Annotated in this window: 16 protein-coding genes; 14 read left to right on the forward strand and 2 right to left on the reverse strand. The window is 73.3% G+C overall.

Going from position 1 to position 16,135, the window contains the following annotated elements; translation table 11 throughout:
• The first annotated feature begins 174 nt into the window (after positions 1-174).
• The 4 genes from grpE to ABD358_RS19265 all read left to right on the forward strand — a co-directional run bounded on the left by grpE (position 175) and on the right by ABD358_RS19265 (position 3,550).
• Positions 175-894, forward strand: a complete 720-nt coding sequence (grpE, locus tag ABD358_RS19250) for a nucleotide exchange factor GrpE (protein WP_344632319.1) — start codon at positions 175-177, stop codon at positions 892-894.
• A gap of 33 nt (positions 895-927) precedes the next feature.
• Positions 928-2,097: a molecular chaperone DnaJ gene (dnaJ, locus tag ABD358_RS19255; protein WP_344632320.1), complete on the forward strand. Its 1,170-nt coding sequence runs from the start codon at positions 928-930 to the stop codon at positions 2,095-2,097.
• A gap of 4 nt (positions 2,098-2,101) precedes the next feature.
• On the forward strand, positions 2,102-2,578 hold the full coding sequence (locus ABD358_RS19260; protein ID WP_344632321.1) for a heat shock protein transcriptional repressor HspR: 477 nt from the start codon (positions 2,102-2,104) through the stop codon (positions 2,576-2,578).
• Between the two features lie 132 nt (positions 2,579-2,710).
• Complete coding sequence (locus tag ABD358_RS19265) at positions 2,711-3,550, forward strand: trypsin-like serine peptidase (protein WP_344632322.1); 840 nt, start codon at positions 2,711-2,713, stop codon at positions 3,548-3,550.
• A gap of 84 nt (positions 3,551-3,634) precedes the next feature.
• Here the strand turns inward: ABD358_RS19265 and ABD358_RS19270 are convergent, their stop codons facing one another.
• On the reverse strand, positions 3,635-4,057 hold the full coding sequence (locus ABD358_RS19270; protein ID WP_344632323.1) for a pyridoxamine 5'-phosphate oxidase family protein: 423 nt from the start codon (positions 4,055-4,057) through the stop codon (positions 3,635-3,637).
• Positions 4,058-4,168: 111 nt separating this feature from the next.
• Between ABD358_RS19270 and clpB the strand changes: the two genes are divergently transcribed.
• Both clpB and ABD358_RS19280 read left to right on the forward strand, forming a co-directional pair.
• Complete coding sequence (gene clpB, locus ABD358_RS19275; RefSeq protein ID WP_344632324.1) at positions 4,169-6,763, forward strand: ATP-dependent chaperone ClpB; 2,595 nt, start codon at positions 4,169-4,171, stop codon at positions 6,761-6,763.
• 176 nt (positions 6,764-6,939) lie between these two features.
• Complete coding sequence (locus tag ABD358_RS19280) at positions 6,940-7,476, forward strand: YbjN domain-containing protein (protein WP_344632325.1); 537 nt, start codon at positions 6,940-6,942, stop codon at positions 7,474-7,476.
• Between the two features lie 99 nt (positions 7,477-7,575).
• Here the strand turns inward: ABD358_RS19280 and ABD358_RS19285 are convergent, their stop codons facing one another.
• Entirely contained in the window at positions 7,576-8,760 is a 1,185-nt protein-coding gene (locus ABD358_RS19285) for a pyridoxal phosphate-dependent aminotransferase (RefSeq protein WP_344632326.1), read from the reverse strand.
• Between the two features lie 183 nt (positions 8,761-8,943).
• On the opposite strand from ABD358_RS19285, the gene ABD358_RS19290 reads away from it, so the two are divergent.
• The 8 genes from ABD358_RS19290 (at position 8,944) to fbaA (ending at position 16,068) form a co-directional block, all read left to right on the forward strand.
• Entirely contained in the window at positions 8,944-9,168 is a 225-nt protein-coding gene (locus ABD358_RS19290) for a hypothetical protein (RefSeq protein WP_344632327.1), read from the forward strand.
• Between the two features lie 124 nt (positions 9,169-9,292).
• Complete coding sequence (locus ABD358_RS19295; RefSeq protein ID WP_344632328.1) at positions 9,293-9,529, forward strand: hypothetical protein; 237 nt, start codon at positions 9,293-9,295, stop codon at positions 9,527-9,529.
• A gap of 254 nt (positions 9,530-9,783) precedes the next feature.
• Positions 9,784-10,311, forward strand: a complete 528-nt coding sequence (locus tag ABD358_RS19300) for a DUF2617 family protein (RefSeq protein WP_344632329.1) — start codon at positions 9,784-9,786, stop codon at positions 10,309-10,311.
• Positions 10,312-10,448: 137 nt separating this feature from the next.
• The gene (locus ABD358_RS19305; RefSeq protein WP_344632330.1) at positions 10,449-12,107 is read left to right on the forward strand and encodes a polyamine aminopropyltransferase; all 1,659 of its coding nucleotides are present in this window, start codon (positions 10,449-10,451) and stop codon (positions 12,105-12,107) included.
• 86 nt (positions 12,108-12,193) lie between these two features.
• Positions 12,194-13,333, forward strand: coding sequence for a hypothetical protein (locus tag ABD358_RS19310; RefSeq protein ID WP_344632331.1), 1,140 nt, complete (start codon positions 12,194-12,196; stop codon positions 13,331-13,333).
• Between the two features lie 30 nt (positions 13,334-13,363).
• Positions 13,364-14,173 carry an aldose epimerase family protein gene (locus ABD358_RS19315; protein WP_425576371.1) on the forward strand — a complete coding sequence of 270 codons (810 nt, stop codon included), beginning with the start codon at positions 13,364-13,366 and terminating at the stop codon, positions 14,171-14,173.
• Positions 14,174-14,217: 44 nt separating this feature from the next.
• A complete protein-coding gene (gene pyrE, locus ABD358_RS19320; protein ID WP_344632333.1) occupies positions 14,218-14,757 on the forward strand; it encodes an orotate phosphoribosyltransferase in 540 nt (179 codons plus the stop codon).
• A gap of 288 nt (positions 14,758-15,045) precedes the next feature.
• The gene (gene fbaA / locus ABD358_RS19325) at positions 15,046-16,068 is read left to right on the forward strand and encodes a class II fructose-bisphosphate aldolase (RefSeq protein WP_344632334.1); all 1,023 of its coding nucleotides are present in this window, start codon (positions 15,046-15,048) and stop codon (positions 16,066-16,068) included.
• The last annotated feature ends 67 nt before the right edge of the window (positions 16,069-16,135 follow it).

The raw sequence follows: 16,135 nt of genomic DNA on the forward strand, positions 1-16,135 counted from the left end.
GGCGTCGGAGAAGGTGGCCACCACCAGTCAGAAGCTGGGGCAGGCGCTGTACGCCGATGCGCAGGGCCAGCAGGCCGCGGGCGGCGCCTCCGCCGGCACCGGCCCCCAGGGCGGCGACGACGACGTGGTGGACGCCGAGATCGTCGACGAGGACAAGTCCAAGGGTGATGCAGCGTGACGGAGGAGACCCCGGGCTTCGAGCAGGAGCCCGACGTCCCCACCGAACCGGCACAGGGGCAGCAGGAGCCGAAGGCCCAGGGCGAGCAGCCCGCCGACGCCCCGGCGCAGCCCTCCGGACCCGCCGAGGAGGCGGGTCCGGGGGACCAGGCCGGTGACGGCGGCGCGGTGGCGGCCCTGACGGCCCAGCTCGACCAGGCCCGCAGCGCTCTGAACGAGCGCACGCAGGACCTCCAGCGGCTCCAGGCGGAGTTCTCCAACTACCGCCGCAGGGTCGAGCGGGACCGGGTCGCGGTCAAGGAGGCCGCGATCGCCAACGTGCTGACCGAGCTGCTGCCGGTGCTCGACGACATCGGCCGCGCCCGGGACCACGGCGAACTGGTCGGCGGCTTCAAGTCGGTGGCCGAATCGCTGGAGACCGTCGTGGCGAAGATGGGTCTGCAGCAGTTCGGCAAGGAGGGCGAGCCCTTCGACCCGACCGTGCACGAGGCTCTGATGCACTCGTATTCTCCGGATGTCACCGAGACGACGTGCGTGCAGATCCTCCAGCCCGGGTATCGCATCGGCGAACGCACGATCCGCCCCGCGCGGGTGGGCGTCGCCGAGCCTCAGCCGGGCGCGCAGCCGTCGTCCCAGTCGCCGGCGGCGCCGCCGGCCGAGGCACAGCAGGCGGAAGCGGCACCTGATGAGGAGAGCGGTGGCCCCGAGCAGGGCTGACGCGAGGAGAGACCGAGAGGAGGGACGCCGGGGATGAGTACCAAGGACTTCGTCGAGAAGGACTACTACAAGGTCCTCGGCGTCCCCAAGGACGCCACCGAGGCGGAGATCAAGAAGGCGTACCGGAAGCTCGCCCGCGAGTACCACCCGGACGCCAACAAGGGCGACCGCCAGGCGGAGGAGCGCTTCAAGGAGATCTCCGAGGCGCACGACGTCCTGGGCGACCCCAAGCGCCGCAAGGAGTACGACGAGGCGCGCGCCCTCTTCGGCTCCGGCGGGTTCCGCGCCGGGCCGGGGACGGGCGGCGGCTTCAACTTCGACCTGGGCGACCTCTTCGGCGGCGCCCCGGGCGGAGGCGGGGCCGGCGGCTTCGGCGGCGGCCTCGGGGACGTCTTCGGCGGACTGTTCGGCCGGGGCGGCACCACGACGCGCACGCAGCCGCGCCGCGGCCAGGACGTCGAGTCCGAGGTGACGCTCAGCTTCACCGAGGCGGTGGACGGGGCCACGGTGCCGCTGCGGATGTCCAGCTCCGCGGCGTGCAAGGCCTGCTCGGGCACCGGCGACAAGAACGGCACCCCCCGGGTCTGCCCGACCTGTGTGGGCACCGGGCAGGTCAGCCGCGGCGGCGGGGGCGGTTTCTCGCTCACCGACCCGTGCGTGGACTGCAAGGGCCGCGGGCTGATCGCCCAGGACCCGTGCGAGGTCTGCAAGGGCAGCGGCCGGGCGACCAGCTCGCGCACGATGCAGGTCCGCATCCCCGCCGGGGTCTCGGACGGCCAGCGGATCAGGCTGCGGGGCAAGGGCGCGCCGGGCGAGCGCGGCGGACCGAACGGGGACCTCTACGTCGTGGTGCACGTCGAGCCGCACCCCGTGTTCGGCCGCAAGGGCGACAACCTGACGGTCACCGTGCCCGTCACCTTCCCGGAGGCGGCGCTCGGCGGCGAGATCAAGGTGCCGACCCTGGGCGGCCCGCCGGTCACCCTCAGGCTCCCCCCGGGCACGCCCAGCGGCAGGACCATGCGCGCCCGCGGCAAGGGGGCGGTGCGCAAGGATGGCACCCGGGGCGATCTGCTGGTCACCATAGAGGTGACGGTCCCGAAGAACCTGAGCGACAAGGCACGGGACCTGCTGGAGTCCTACCGTGACGCGACCGCCGGGGAGGACCCGCGGGCGGCGCTGTTCAAGGCCGCGAAGGGAGACTGACGAGATGGACGGGCACGGCCGCGGGCGACAGGGCCAGGGACGGATGCGCGGCAACCCCTACGAGCTGACGGACGACTCACCGGTGTACGTCATCTCGGTCGCGGCCCAGCTCTCCGGGCTCCACCCGCAGACGCTGCGGCAGTACGACCGTCTCGGCCTCGTGTCCCCCGACCGCACCGCGGGGCGCGGCCGCCGCTACTCGGCCCGCGACATCCAGCTGCTGCGGCAGGTGCAGCGGCTGTCGCAGGACGAGGGCATCAACCTCGCGGGCATCAAGCGCATCATCGAGCTGGAGAACCAGGTCGCGGCCCTCCAGGCCCAGGTGGCCGAGCTCCAGCAGGCGCTGGAGGGCGCGGCGCTGGCCATGCGCCAGCGCGAGGCGCAGGTCCACGCGTCCTACCGTCGCGACCTGGTGCCCTACCAGGAGGTGCAGCAGTCCAGCGCGCTGGTGGTCTGGCGCCCCCAGCGGGCCGCGGACTGACCGGACCGGCCGGACCGCCGGACCGGAATCATGCGGCGGGGCCGTCCGGAATCCCCCGGACGGCCGCCTCCGGTCACCCGACCGGCGGTGTGCGGATGGCCGGATGGCCTAAGCGGAGCGCAGCGTGAAGACATGGCCAAGATACGCGCAGTCATAGCCGCAGCCGTCACCGTCGCCACGTCCGCCGCGCTTCTGGGGGCTGCTCCGACGAACCCGCCCGGGCCCGTCCCCGGGGAGGAGCGCACGGCCGGGACGTCCCAGGCGCCCTGGCCGCAGGGCACCGTCGGGACGGTCGGGAAGCTCGTCGGGACCTACCCGGACGGGCAGCTCCTCACCTGCTCCGGAGCCGTGGTGGACGCACCCAACGGGAGCGTCGTCGTCACCGCCGCGCACTGTGTCCACAACCCCGGCGAGCCCCGCTGGGAAGAGGCCTGGTTCGTCCCCGGGTACGACCGCCACGGCACCGCGAACGTCGCCAGGGACGGCTGGCGCGTGACGTCCGTGCACATCGAGTCCGCCTGGAAGGGCGGAAGCCTGCCCCAGGCCCTGCCGTACGACTACGCGTTCCTGACCGTCGAGAAGAAGGACGGCCGGACGATCAAGGAGCGGGTGGGGGCCAACCGGATCGACTTCGAGCCCGTCGACCCCTCCAGGCACACCCTCGTCCTGGGCTACCCGGCCGCGGCGCCGTACGACGGCGAGACGCTCGGCCACTGCGCGGGCACGCCCACCCTGCTGACCGGCCGGGACACCCGGCAGCCCAACGTGGGCGGGCTGCTGCTGGAGTCCTGCGACCTCACCCAGGGGTCCAGCGGCGGACCGTGGCTCCAGGACTACGACGGGGCGAGCCAGTCCGGCACGGTCGTCGCCGTGATGTCGGTCGGCGACGACCGGGGCCGGGTGCTCGGCCGTCCTCTCCCGGAGGAGGCGCGGAAGCTGCTGGAGGCCGCCGGCGGGACCGCCGTCCGCTGAGCCGCCGTCCCACCGGGCCCGCCGGGCCGCTCGCCACCGCACCGCCGGCGTCGCAGGACGCCGGCGGTGCGGTGGCGAGCGGGGTCAGACGCTGCCCAGCGCCCGGTCCACGGCGATCTCGATCAGCACCCGCTCCGGGTTGGGGCGCGGGGTGCGGTGGTAGCGCTCGGCGTACCGGGCGACCGCTTCCGCGATCGCGTCGGGGTCGGTGCGCACGGTCGCGGCGCCCTCCAGGGTGGCCCAGCGCCGCCCGTCCACCTGGCAGACGGCGACCCGGGCGCCGCCGGGGCGTTCGGATCCGGCCAGGACGTGGGCGACCTTGGCGCTGCCGCGCCGGGTGATGACCCGGGCCAGGCCCGCGCCGGGGTCGTAGGTGACGCCGACCGGGACCACATGGGGGGTTCCGTCCGGCCGGAGGGTGGTCAGGGTGCACAGGTGCCGTTCGCGCCAGAAGGCGAGGTAGGCGTCTTCGGGGTTCCGGGGGTCCCGCCGTGATTGCGTGGCCATGATCCGGAAACTATCCCGTTTCCTCTCCCGCCCACGCCTTGAGTGCCTTAGACTCAACTTAGTGCATGTGGTTCATCGCAGAGTTGGCGACAGCAGGAGGAGCACGCACCCGTGGACGCCGAGCTGACGAACAGGAGCCGGGACGCGATCAGCGCGGCCGACAACCGCGCCCTCACCGGAGGCCACCCGGACATCACCCCCGCCCATCTGCTGCTGGCCCTTCTGGAGGGCCGCGACAACGAGAACATCCAGGACCTGCTCGCGGCCGTCGACGCCGACCAGGCCGCCCTGCGGTCCGGCGCCGAGCGCCTGCTGGCCGCCCTGCCCAGCGTGCAGGGCTCCACCGTGGCCCGGCCGCAGCCCGACCGCGAACTGCTGTCCGTCATCGCCGACGCCACCCAGCGGGCCAGGGAGCTGGGCGACACCTACGTCTCCACCGAGCACCTGCTGATCGGCCTGGCCGCCAAGGGCGGGCAGGCCGCCGCGCTCCTCGCGCAGCAGGGCGCCACCGCCGCCAGGCTGCTCGACGCCTTCGAGCGCAGCCGCGGCGGGCAGCGCGTCACCACGCCCGACCCCGAGGGCACCTACAAGGCCCTGGAGAAGTTCGGCACCGACCTCACCGCCGCCGCGCGCGAGGGCCGGCTCGACCCCGTCGTCGGCCGCGACCAGGAGATCCGCCGCGTGGTGCAGGTCCTCTCCCGGCGCACCAAGAACAACCCGGTGCTCATCGGCGAGCCCGGCGTCGGCAAGACCGCGGTCGTGGAGGGCCTGGCACAGCGCATCGTCAAGGGCGACGTGCCCGAGTCGCTGAAGAACAAGCGCCTGGTCGCCCTGGACCTGGGCGCGATGGTCGCGGGCGCCAAGTACCGGGGCGAGTTCGAGGAGCGGCTCAAGGCCGTCCTGGCGGAGATCAGGTCCAGCGAGGGGCGGATCGTCACCTTCATCGACGAGCTCCACACGGTCGTCGGGGCCGGCGCCGGCGGGGACTCGGCGATGGACGCGGGCAACATGCTCAAGCCGATGCTGGCCCGCGGCGAACTGCGGATGGTCGGCGCCACCACGCTGGACGAGTACCGCGAGCGGATCGAGAAGGACCCGGCCCTGGAGCGCCGCTTCCAGCAGGTGCTGGTCGCCGAGCCCACCGTCGAGGACACCATCGCGATCCTGCGCGGCCTCAAGGGACGCTACGAGGCGCACCACAAGGTGCAGATCTCCGACGGCGCGCTGGTGGCCGCCGCCGCCCTCTCCGACCGGTACATCACCTCCCGCTTCCTCCCGGACAAGGCCATCGACCTGGTGGACGAGGCCGCCTCCCGGCTGCGGATGGAGATCGACTCCTCGCCCGTGGAGATCGACGAGCTCCAGCGCGCCGTGGACCGGCTGAAGATGGAGGAGCTGGCCCTGGCCGGGGAGAGCGACGCCGCCTCCCGGGAGCGGCTGGAGCGGCTGCGCCGGGAGCTGGCCGACCGCGAGGAGGAGCTGCGCGGCCTCACCGCCCGCTGGGAGAAGGAGAAGCAGGGCCTCAACCGCGTCGGCGAGCTGAAGGAGAAGCTCGACGAGCTGCACGGCCAGGCCGAGCGCGCCCAGCGCGACGGCGACTTCGAGACCGCCTCCAAGCTGCTGTACGGCGAGATCCCGGCCCTGGAGCGGGAGCTGGAGGAGGCGTCGGCCGCCGAGGAGGAGGCCAGCGGCAAGGACACCATGGTCAAGGAGGAGGTCGGCGCGGACGACATCGCCGACGTCGTCGCCTCCTGGACCGGCATCCCCGCCGGGCGGCTGCTGGAGGGCGAGACCCAGAAGCTGCTGCGCATGGAGGAGGAACTGGGCAGGCGGCTGATCGGCCAGAACGAGGCCGTCCGGGCCGTCTCCGACGCCGTCCGCCGCTCCCGCGCCGGGATCTCCGACCCCGACCGGCCCACCGGCTCGTTCCTGTTCCTCGGCCCCACCGGCGTCGGGAAGACCGAGCTGGCCAAGGCGCTCGCCGACTTCCTCTTCGACGACGAGCGGGCCATGGTCCGCATCGACATGAGCGAGTACAGCGAGAAGCACTCGGTGGCCCGGCTGGTCGGCGCGCCTCCCGGCTACGTCGGCTACGAGGAGGGCGGCCAGCTCACCGAGGCCGTGCGGCGGCGCCCGTACAGCGTCGTGCTGCTGGACGAGGTGGAGAAGGCCCACCACGAGGTCTTCGACATCCTGCTCCAGGTCCTCGACGACGGGCGGCTGACCGACGGGCAGGGCCGGACGGTGGACTTCCGCAACACCATCCTCATCCTCACCTCCAACCTGGGCAGCCAGTTCCTGATGGACCCGCTCGCCAAGGAGGAGGAGAAGCGGGAGAAGGTCATGGCGACCGTCCGCTCCGCCTTCCGCCCGGAGTTCCTCAACCGGCTGGACGACCTGGTGATCTTCTCCGCGCTCAGCGGCGAGGAGCTGCGCCGCATCGCGAAGCTCCAGATCGACGCCCTCTCCCGGCGCCTCGCCGACCGGCGGCTCGCCCTGGACGTCACCGAGGCCGCGCTGGACTGGCTGGCGGTGGAGGGCAACGACCCCGCCTACGGCGCCCGGCCGCTGCGCCGCCTGGTCCAGACGGCGATCGGCGACCAGCTCGCCCGGGAGATCCTGGCGGGCGAGGTCCGCGACGGCGACACCGTCCGCGTCGACGTGGACCCGGAGCAGGAGGGCCTGGCCATCGGCGCGGTGCGGTAGCGGCACCGCCCGCCGGGGGATCCCTCCGTCCGCCGCCTCCCCTGCTCCGTACCGTCCGATCGCACCAGTCCGACGGACGCCGACGGACGCTGATGGACGAAGCCGCATGTCCGGGCTTGCCATCCCCGGGCCGGGGTAGGGGAGGATGGCAGGAATCGTATGAAGGGAAATCCACGGTGAGCATCGACCCGTCCTCGATTCCGAACTTCGGGGGCCAGCAGCCCGAGAAGCAGCCGACGGGACCCGCCGGTCCCATCGTCCCCGACCAGGACCTGGTCAAGCAGCTCCTCGACCAGATGGAGCTGAAGTACGTCGTCGACGACGAGGGTGACCTCGCGGCGCCGTGGGAGGAGTTCCGCACCTACTTCATGTTCCGGGGGGAGGAGGAGCAGCAGATCTTCTCCGTCCGGACGTTCTACGACCGCCCGCACTCCATCGAGGACAAGACCCGCCTCCTGGAGCTGATCGACGACTGGAACCGCCGCACGCTCTGGCCGAAGGTCTACACCCACACCCACGACGACGGCACGGTCCGCCTGATCGGCGAGGCCCAGATGCTGATCGGCGTCGGCGTCTCGCTGGAGCACTTCGTCTCCAGCACGGTGAGCTGGGTGCGGGCCTCGGTCGAGTTCGACCGGTGGCTGGTGGAGCAGCTCGGCCTGGCCAAGGACGTGGACTCCGACGGCCCCGGCGACTCCGACGGCGAGGGCTGACCCCGGCCCCCGCGGGATCCCGGGACACCTCCGCACGGCCCCGGGCGCACTCCCCGTGCGCCCGGGGCCGCCGCGCGTCCTCCGTGCCCCCGCGGGCGCTCAGCCGTCCCGCAGCCGCCGCAGACGGGACACCGCCTCCCGCAGCGTCTCCTCGCGCTTGCAGAACGCGAAGCGGACCTGGGCGCGGCCGGCGTCCGGGTCGTCGTAGAAGACGGCGTTGGGGACGGCGACCACGCCGCACCGCTCCGGCAGGCTCCGGCAGAAGGCCAGGCCGTCCTTCTCGCCGAGCGGGGCGATGTCGGTGGTGACGAAGTACGTGCCCTGCGGGCGGAACACCTCCAGGCCCGCGTCGGCGAGCCCGTCGGCGAGGACGTCCCGCTTGGCGCGCAGGTCCTCGCGGAAGGCGGTGAAGTACGCGTCCGGGAGGCGCAGCGCCTCCGCGACGGCGTACTGGAACGGGCCGGCGCTGACGTAGGTGAGGTACTGCTTGGCGGTCCGCACGGCCGTGACCAGGGGCGGGGACGCCGTGACCCAGCCGACCTTCCAGCCGGTGAAGGAGAAGGTCTTCCCCGCGGAGGAGATGGACACCGTGCGGTCGCGCATGCCGGGCAGGGAGATCAGCGGCACGTGCTCGCCGTCGAAGACCAGGTGCTCGTAGACCTCGTCGGTCACCACGAGGAGGTCGTGCTCCACCGCCAGCCCGGCGATCGCGGTCAGCTCCTCGCGGGTGAGGACCGTGCCGGTGGGGTTGTGCGGGGAGTTCAGCAGGAGCAGCCGGGTGCGGGGGGTGATCGCGTCCCGCAGGGCGTCCAGGTCGGGGCGGAAGCGGGGGGCGCGGAGGGTGAGGGGGACGCGCACCGCGCCGGCCATGGCGATGCAGGCGGCGTAGGAGTCGTAGTACGGCTCGAACGCGATGACCTCGTCCCCCGGCTCCAGCAGGGCCAGCAGCGCGGCGGCGATGGCCTCGGTGGCGCCGGCGGTGACCAGGACCTCGGTGTCGGGGTCGAAGTCCAGGCCGTGGAAGCGTCGCTGGTGCTCGGCGATCGCGGCCCGCAGCTCGGGGACGCCGGGGCCGGGCGGGTACTGGTTGCCGCGGCCGTCGCGCAGGGCGCGGACGGCGGCCTCCCGGACGGACTCGGGCCCGTCGGTGTCGGGGAAGCCCTGGCCGAGGTTGATCGCCCCCGTCCGGACGGCCAGCGCCGACATCTCGGCGAAGACCGTCGTGCCGAATGCGGCCAGGCGGCGGTTGAGCAGCGGTCGTCCGGAGGCGGTCATGCCGGACATCCTCCGCCGAACCGCCGGACTTCCTCAACCCCGCCGTGACCCGTACGGCCGCCGCGGCGGCCGTACGGCGGGGACGCCCCGGGCCGAACCTCTGGACTTGCTCAACTCCGTTTCCCGCAGGTCAGCGATGGGGCATCGTGGCCGCAAGCCCCGCACGGGGGAATGTGTGGACAAGGGGGCACCATGAGGTTCCTGGTCTTCTCGCTCGTCGCGCTGTTCGTGCTGCTGATCATCGCCGTGGCCGTCTCGGCCCGGAGGAGCGGCCGCCGCAAGACCTCCCGCGGAGGCGGTGACGGCTCCGACGGCGGCTCCTTCTTCGGCTGGTGGGCCGACGGGGGATCGTCCGACGGAGGCTCGTCGGACGGGGGCGGCGGCGGGGGCGGCTGCGGCGGGGGCGGCGGCGACTGACGGCCGTTCCGGACGCCCTCCGTCCAATCCTCTGGGTTCGCTCAATTCCGCTTTGAGCCGTGCGGGGCCGGGGCATCGTGAGGGCAGGCCCCGCACGGGGGAGTGCGTGGACAAGGGGGGCGCCATGGAACTCGTCCTGATCGCTGTGCTGTTCGTCTTTCCGTTTCTGTTCGTGGCCGGTCTGACGGCCCGCGGGCTCGTGAACGAGCGGCGCGACCGCCGCCACCCGGGCGCCGGCGGTTCCTCCGGCGCCTGGTGGCTCCGGGCCGGTTCGTCCCGCGGGAGCGGCTCGTCGCACGGCGGATGCGGCGGCGGTGGCGGTTGTGGTGGAGGCGGCTGCGGCGGGGGCTGCGGTGGCTGATACTCGTTCACTCGTACGGCGGTTGCAGAACGCCGGGGAGAACATCTGACCTGATAGACCCCCGTTGGCATGGAATGCTGACGAGATTGTGTGAAAAGCCTGTGAGCGGTATGCATTCCATGGTTCGGTGACTTCGTACACCCGAACCACACGTGGGCACGAACCGGCGCACAGACGGTCTCTCGGGCTCTCTTTCAGGCCATCTGCGAGGGGCGGGCCGGCCCACTCCCACTGCGTGCTTGCGGAGCCGTTCCATGCTCACCACCCTGAAGACCCCCTATTCCGACACCCGCGCCGGCGACCTCGCCTGGGCACTCGGACGCGAGCCCCTGCCCGCGCTGGCGGAGCTGGACCTCGAACTGTCCGGCCTCCACGTGCAGTTGAGGTTGCTCGGCGCCTCCCACCAAGTACTGCTCAGCGGTGCGGACGGCACCGTCTGCTCCGAGACCGTGGCATGCATGCCCGGCAGCAGGACACCGCTGCCACTGGGCGTGTCCAAGCGGATCGACGACTGGGAGTACGCGTTCGCGGCACGCGTCGAGAGACTCTCCGGCGGCTCCTTCGCGGGACGCGCGCAGGAGCTGCTCGCGCTCGTCGCGGACCACCCGCACGGCCTGGCCGGCACCTTCCCCGGCAGCCCGCACGCCTTCACCGCCCTGCTGGTGCAGCGCCTCGGCGGCCAGGTGCACTGGCGGACCTGGCACGCCTACCCGCAGGAGGGGAAGCTCGTCGTGACGCACACCCGGGTGGGGACGCGGGTGCGGGAGCCGGCGGGCGTGTGAGCCCGGTGCGCACCGCGCGTATCCGGCGCGCACCCGGCGTGGAGCCGCTCGCAAGACGCCTGTGCGGCCGTTTGTGCTAACCATTGCACCCTCGTGGGTGACAGGCTGTGCGTTTGAAGTCACGTAGCGTTCACAACATGATCGAAACGTCCGCTTCCGCGCAGGCGGGGCCGGCCGGGCACGCGCCGCACCGCGCCACGGCCGGGCTGCCCGTACCGGCCGGGGTCGGCCGCTTCCTCGTCCTCGCCGCGGTCTTCGTCTGCGCCGCCTGCGGGCTCGTCTACGAGCTCGTCCTCGTGGCCATGGGCTCCCATCTGGCGGGCGGCTCCGTCACCAACACCTCCGTGGTGCTGTCGGTGATGGTCTTCGCGATGGGCCTGGGCGCGCTGCTCGCCAAGCGGCTGCGCGTCCGAGCGGCTGCGGGCTTCGGAGCGGTCGAGGCGCTGCTGGCCCTGGTCGGGGGCGGCTCGGCGATGGCGCTGTACGGGTGCTTCGCCTGGTTCGGCGGATCCCGGGCCCCGCTGATCGGCTTCGCACTGGTCATCGGAGTGCTCATCGGCGCCGAGATGCCGCTGCTGATGACCCTCATCCAGCGGATCCGCAGGCAGGACGCGGGCGGAGCGGTCGCGGACCTGTTCGCCGCGGACTACGTGGGCGCCCTCGTCGGCGGACTCGCCTTCCCCTTCCTGCTGCTGCCGCTGCTGGGCCAGATCTCGGGAGCCCTGCTGGTCGGGGCGGTCAACGCCGCCGTGGGCTGCGCGATGGTGCTGGGGCTGTTCCGCGGGGACCTCTCCCGGCGCGCCCGCCGCGCCCTGCTCCTGGTCAACACCGCGATCACCGTGCTGCTGATCGCCGGCACCACCGTCGTCGGGCCCTTCGAACAGGCCGCGCGCCGGGCGGTGTACGGGGGCGAGGTGCGGTCGGCGGTGACCACCGACGGCCGGCGGATCGTGCTGGTCGAGAACGGTCCCCCCGCGGACGGAACGGGGCGGAGGGGAGTCGGCCTGTTCGTCGACGGCCGCCTGCGGATGTGCTCCCGGGACGAACGGCGCTACCACGAGGCGCTGGTCCACCCGGCCATGGCCGCCGGGCCGCACGGCCGGGTGCTGGTCCTGGGTGACGGCGACGGCCTCGCGCTGCGCGAGGTGTTGCGCCACCCCGCCGTCGGCTCGGTCACCCTGGTGGAGCCCGACGCCGGGGTGGTCGGACTGGCCCGCGCCGACGCCCTGCTCGGACGCCTCAACCGCCACTCCCTCGACGACCCCCGGGTGCGGGTCGAGACCGGCGACGTCTTCGACTGGCTGCGCTCCTGGCCGGAGTCCGGGCGGCAGCCGTACGACGTGATCGTCGTCGATCTCCCCGGACCCGCCTCGGCGGCGGACCCCCGGCCCTACTCCCAGGAGTTCTTCGGGCTGGCGGGCCGGGCCCTCGCCGGACGGGGGCGGCTGGCGGTGCACGCGGGCCCACCCGGGGAGGACCCGCACACCTACTGGACGGTGGAGGCCACGGTGCGGTCCGCGGGACTGGGCACCACCCCCTACGCGGTGGACGGGCGGCTCCCCGGCTCCTGCGCCGGGCCCGGGCACACGCGGCCCCCGGAGTCCGGACGGTCCGCCCACTGGGGGTTCGTCCTGGCGGCGCGGGACGCCGGCCCGCCCCTCGGCCTCCCGCCGGACGGCCCGCGTCCGCGCGCCGTCGGTCCGGAGGACCTCCGCCGCGCCGCCGCACGCGCGGCGGCGGACCGCGTCGCCGGCCTGCCCCCCTCCACCCTGACGCGCCCGCGTTACCGGGGGTGAGGGCCGGAGCGGCGGCGGGAGGCGCGACGTGCCGTGTCCGCACGGACCGGGCACTGGCGGGGGGTGTACTGGGTAGGCTCCGCCCCATGGAGCATGAGGTGTACGTTCCGTTCGCTGTCGGGGCCGTACGGGCGGCGCTCGCCGAACCGGAGCGCGTCGCGCGCTGCGTCCCGGGACTCCAGCCGGACGCGTCGGAGGCGGAGGCCGGGGACGGCGTGTCCCTCAGGGGCCGGCTGCGGGTGCGGATCGGCGGCTCCAGCATCACCTACCGCGGCGGCCTGCGCCTGACGCACGAGATGCGCGGAGCGGACGGCGGGAGCGGGGACGAGCGGTACACGGTCGGGGGCGAGGGCGCCGAGGCCCGGGGCGACGGCTCGGTGGAGCTGACCCTGACGGCCGTGCCGCGCCCGGCCGGCGACGGCGAGGGCACGGTGCTCGCCTGCACCGCGGAACTGCGCGGCACGGGCCGGATCACGGAGTTCGAGGAGAAGCAGCGGGAGAGCGCGGGACGCCGCCTGCTGGACCGTTTCGGCAGCGAGCTGGCCGCGAGCATGGCGGACGACCCGGTGTCCCCGGTGGACGCGCCCGGCCCGGCCGCCGGGACCGGCGGCATCGGTGAGCCCGACGACAACGAGCCGGTGATCCCCGGCATCCCCGCGCCCGAGACCCCCGGCTCCGCGGACGCCCGGGAACGGGACGCCGAACGCGCCGGGGCCGCGGAGGAACCGGAGGAACCGGAGACGCGGAACGAGCCGGACGAGCGGGAGAACCCGGAGGAACCGGGGGAGGGGGCGCGGTCCGGAAGCGTCTTCGACGTCGAGGTCCCGCCGTCCTCGCTCGACCCGGAGAGCGACGCCGCGTTCGACGGCGGGCCCGGTGGAGGCTTCGGCGACGACCTCGCCGGCAGGGACGCCGGGGACGGCGGGGACGAGGGGTTCGAGGGGGACTTCGGCGGTTTCGGCGGCCCCGACGACTTCGGTGGTTTCGGCGACGGCCTCGGCGAGGGGCCGTCGCCCGCCGAGGCCGAGGCGGCCCACGCCCGCCGTACGATGATCGGACGCAGCGCCGAGGAAGTGGACCACGCCCCGCCGCGCGGCCGCTACGCCCCCGTCCCCCCGCCCGAGTCCGCCTCCTCCGCCCTCGCCGTGCTGCGCTGGGCCGCCCCGGCGGCACTGGTGCTGGTCTCCGCGGTCGTCATCGGCCGGATGCTCAGGCGACGCCGCTGACCGACGCGGTTTAGGGTCGGTGGTGTGACGGTGCATGAGACAGAGAGCGGAGTGCGTCTGCGGGCCGGCGACGCCGAGGTGACCGTCGAGCCGGAGCACGGCTGCCGGATCGCCTCGCTGCGCATCGGCGGCACGGAGGTGCTGCGGCAGGGCGAGAGATACGGCTCGTTCGTGATGGCGCCCTGGTGCGGCCGGACCAGGAACGGACAGTTCCGCAACGGCGGCGAGCTTCACCGGATGCCCGTGAACGCCGGCGACCACGCCATCCACGGCCTCGTGCGCGGACGCCCCTGGCGCACGGCCCGCGTCGACGAGCTGAGCGCGTCCTTCTACTGCGACCTCGCCGACCCCTGGCCCTGGCCGGGCCGGGTGACCCAGGTGGTGGAGCTGGCCGGGGACGGCGGCGGACTCACCCTCACCCTGGGCGTGGAGACGTTCGGGGACTCCTTTCCGGCCCAGGCCGGCTGGCACCCCTGGTTCCTGCGCAACCTCGGCCGGGGCGGACAGGACGTCACCCTGGACTTCGCCCCCGCCTGGCAGGAGGAGCGCGGCGAGGACCACCTCCCCACCGGCCGCCGCGTCGAGCCGGGGCCCGGCCCCTGGGACGACTGCTTCGGGATGCCCGACGGGGTGGACGTGACGCTGACCTGGCCCGGGGAGCTGGAGTTGAAGGTCACCAGCCGCACCGAGTGGGTGGTGGTCTACGACCAGCAGGCCGAGGCCGTCTGCGTCGAGCCCCAGACCGGCCCGCCCAACGGACTCAACACCCACCCCCGCCTGGTCACGCCCATCGACCCGCTGGAGGTCACCACGGACTGGACGTGGCGCTCCCTGGCCTGAAGGGCTGGTCCGGGGGGCGCGGGGGCTGGCTTAGGCTCGTCGGCATGAGCGACGCGCGCGAGAAGCTGCTGCAGCAGATCAAGGACAAGGCCGTGGTCCACGGCAGGGTGACCCTCTCCTCCGGCAAGGAGGCCGACTACTACGTGGACCTGCGCCGGATCACCCTGGACGGGGAGGCCGCGCCGCTGGTCGGCCAGGTGATGCTCGACCTGACCGCCGGCGTGGAGTACGACGCGGTGGGCGGCCTGACCCTCGGCGCCGACCCGGTGGCCACCGCCATGCTGCACGCCGCCGCCGCGCGCGGACGGAAGCTGGACGCCTTCGTCGTCCGCAAGCAGGGCAAGGCCCACGGCCTCCAGCGCCGGATCGAGGGCCCGGACGTGGCGGGCCGCCGGGTGCTGGCCGTCGAGGACACCTCCACCACGGGCGGCTCGGTGCTCACGGCGGTCGAGGCGCTGCGGGAGGCGGGAGCGGAGGTCGTGGGCGTGGCCGTGATCGTCGAACGCGGCGCGGCCCCGGCGATCGAGAAGGCGGGCCTGCCGTACTTCCAGGCGTTCGGGCTGGAGGACCTGGGTCTGGAGTGACCCGTTCCGCGCCCTGGCACGAGGGCGCGAGACGTCCGGAGGGTCACCGTTTCACGTGAAACGGTGACCCTCCGTGGTGCGTGAGGGAGCGAAAGCATCCCCGTGTGTCGCGGCACGGGCCCGGCAGCCCGGCCCCTCCGGTGACGGCGCGGGAGACTCCTCCGCCCGTCCCGGGGCGCGGGGGTGGATCATTCGCGCAGGTCTGGGAGGATGGGGACGACGATGACGTCGATCCGTTGACCCACACCAGAGCCGAACACTTTTCGCAGACCATCAAGGAGCGGACAGATGCCCATCGCAACCCCCGAGGTCTACAACGAGATGCTCGACCGGGCGAAGGCCGGCAAGTTCGCCTACCCCGCCATCAACGTGACCTCGTCGCAGACGCTCCACGCCGCGCTGCGCGGCTTCGCCGAGGCGGAGAGCGACGGCATCATCCAGATCTCCACGGGCGGCGCGGAGTTCCTGGGCGGCCAGTACAACAAGGACATGGTGACCGGCGCGGTGGCGCTGGCCGAGTTCGCGCACGTGGTCGCCGAGAAGTACCCGGTCAACGTGGCCCTCCACACCGACCACTGCCCCAAGGACAAGCTGGACGGCTACGTCCGCCCGCTGCTGGAGATCTCCCGCAAGCGCGTCGAGGAGGGCCGCAACCCGCTCTTCCAGTCGCACATGTGGGACGGCTCGGCCGAGACCCTGGCCGACAACCTGGAGATCGCCCAGGAGCTCCTCGCCGCCGCTCAGGCCGCGAAGATCATCCTTGAGGTCGAGATCACCCCGACCGGCGGCGAGGAGGACGGCGTCAGCCACGAGATCAACGACGAGCTGTACACCACCGTCGAGGACGCGATCCGCACCGCCGAGGCGCTGGGCCTGGGCGAGAAGGGCCGCTACCTGCTGGCCGCCTCCTTCGGCAACGTCCACGGCGTCTACAAGCCGGGCAACGTCGTGCTCCGCCCCGAACTGCTGAAGGACCTGCAGGAGGGCGTGGCCGCCAAGTTCGGCAAGCAGAACCCGTTCGACTTCGTCTTCCACGGCGGCTCCGGCTCCACCGAGCAGGAGATCGCCACCGCGCTGGAGAACGGCGTGGTCAAGATGAACATCGACACCGACACCCAGTACGCGTTCACCCGCCCGGTCGTGGACCACATGTTCCGCAACTACGACGGCGTGCTCAAGGTGGACGGCGAGGTCGGCAACAAGAAGGCCTACGACCCGCGGAGCTGGGGCAAGCTCGCCGAGGCGGGCATGGCCGCTCGCATCGTCACGGCCTGCGAGAACCTGCGCTCCACCGGCACCCGGCTGAAGTAACGGAGGACGCGGCGCACGGCACCGCGCACCCGGCGGCGGACGAGCCCGGCACCCGGCGGTGCCGGGC

This window comes from Streptomyces glaucosporus, assembly GCF_039533345.1.
GTDB classification, from domain to species: domain Bacteria; phylum Actinomycetota; class Actinomycetes; order Streptomycetales; family Streptomycetaceae; genus Streptomyces; species Streptomyces glaucosporus.